Annotated in this window: 1 protein-coding gene; it reads left to right on the forward strand. The window is 70.2% G+C overall.

The genetic code is table 11. From position 1 onward, the window contains the following. On the forward strand, nt 1-1,981 hold a 1,981-nt coding region (locus BN903_RS08495), incomplete at both ends, for a glutamate synthase central domain-containing protein (protein WP_048077338.1).

The following is a 1,981-nucleotide window of genomic DNA, read 5'->3' on the forward strand; positions in this document are numbered from 1 at the left end:
CTGGCAGCGCCGACGGACGACCGATCGAACTGCGGTATCGGCGGCGTCGTCGACCTCGACGCCGACCCGACCCACGAGGCCGTCTCGGACGCGATTACGCTACTTGAGAACCTCGAACACCGCGGGACGACCGGCGCGGAAGAGAACACCGGCGACGGCGCGGGGATCATGGTCGCCCGGCCCGACGAATTCTTCCGCGAGGTCGTCGACGCCGACCTCCCGGAGGAGTACGCCGTCGGCTCCGTGTTCATGCCGCCGGAACCGAGCGTTCAGGCGGAGATCCACGACGTCATCGCCGAGGTGTGCGCCGTCTACGGGCTGGAGGTGCTGGCGTGGCGCTCGGTCCCGACCGACAACGCCGACCTCGGCGCGACGGCCCTCGAATCGGAACCGGAGGTGTCGCAGGTGTTCGTCGCCCCCGTCGAGGGCGCGGGGCTGGCCCAGCGGTTCACGACCGACGAAACCCGGCCGGACGACGCCGACCCGGACCTGCTCGGGTTCGACCGCGCGCTGTACGCCGCGCGACGCGAGATCGAAAACGAGGTGTCCGACGTCGACGGTGCCGGCCGCTTCTACGTCTGCTCGCTCGACCGCCAGCGCGTCGTCTACAAGGGACTCCTGAAGGGGTCACAGCTCGCGGACTACTACCCCGACCTGACCGACGAGCGGTTCGCGAGCCACGTCGCTCTCGTCCACGCGCGTTTCTCGACGAACACGCTCGGCGCGTGGCACCTCGCGCATCCGTACCGGAACATCGTCCACAACGGCGAGTTCAACACGATCCGCGGCAACGTCAACTGGATGCGGGCCCGCGAGAACGACCTCGAACACCCGGCGTTCGGGGCCGAGCTCGACACGATCAAACCGGTGATCGACGACCCGAACCAGTCCGACACCGCGAGCGTCGACAACGCGCTCGAACTCCTCCTCCAGACGGACCGCGACCTCCCGCACGCCCTCCGGATGCTGATCCCGGAGGCGTTCCGCGGCGACGACCTGATGGACGACGACCGCGCGGACTTCTACGACTACCACGCCTCGCTCGTCGAGCCGTGGGACGGCCCCGCACTCGTAATCGGCTTCGACGGCGAGCGTGTCGCGGGCGTCCTGGACCGGAACGGGCTCCGGCCGTGCCGCTACGAGGTGACGACCGACGACCGACTCGTCGTCGGCAGCGAGGTCGGTGCGCTCCCCACCGACCCCGCCGACGTGCGTCGACGCGGTCGGCTCCAGCCCGGCGAGATCTTCGTCGCGGACCCGGAGACGGGCCGGATCGTCCCCGACGACGAGGTGTTCGAGGACCTCACCGACGACCGGTACGGCGAGTGGGTCGACCGCGGGCAGGTCGACCTGGGCGCGCTCACCGACGAAAGCGGGGTCGCGGCCAGAGTCGACGGGAGAGACCTCGACGCGGACGACGCAGCGGCGAGCGACCCCGACGAGACCGAACCGACCGTCCGCGCGCATCAGGCCGCGTTCGGTTACACGACCGACTCGCTGAATCACCTCGTCGAGCCGATGGCGGCGGAGGGGAAGGACCCGGTCGGCTCGATGGGCGACGACACGCCGCTGTCGGTCCTCGCCGACATCGACCGCCCGCTTTTTACCTACTTCAAACAGCTGTTCGCGCAGGTGTCGAACCCCCCGATCGACTACATCCGCGAGGAGCTGGTCACCTCGCTCGAGACCCGCATCGGGAACCAGCGCAACCTCCTCGCGGAGACCCCGGAACACGCCGAGCAGATCGTCGCCGACTCGCCGGTCCTGACGGACGCCGAGACCGCCGCGCTCCGCGACCTCCCCGGACCGGGCGAGCGCGCATCCGGCGGCGGGGATACGCCGGCCTTCTCTTCGGTCACCGTCGACGTCAGCTACGACCGTGATGGGTCGCTCGTCGACGCCGTGAGCCGGGTCCGCGCGGACGCGGCGGCCGCAATCGAGGACGGCGCGGACGTCGTCGTACTCTCGGACCGGGCCGTGG

The organism is Halorubrum sp. AJ67 (genome assembly GCF_000513435.1).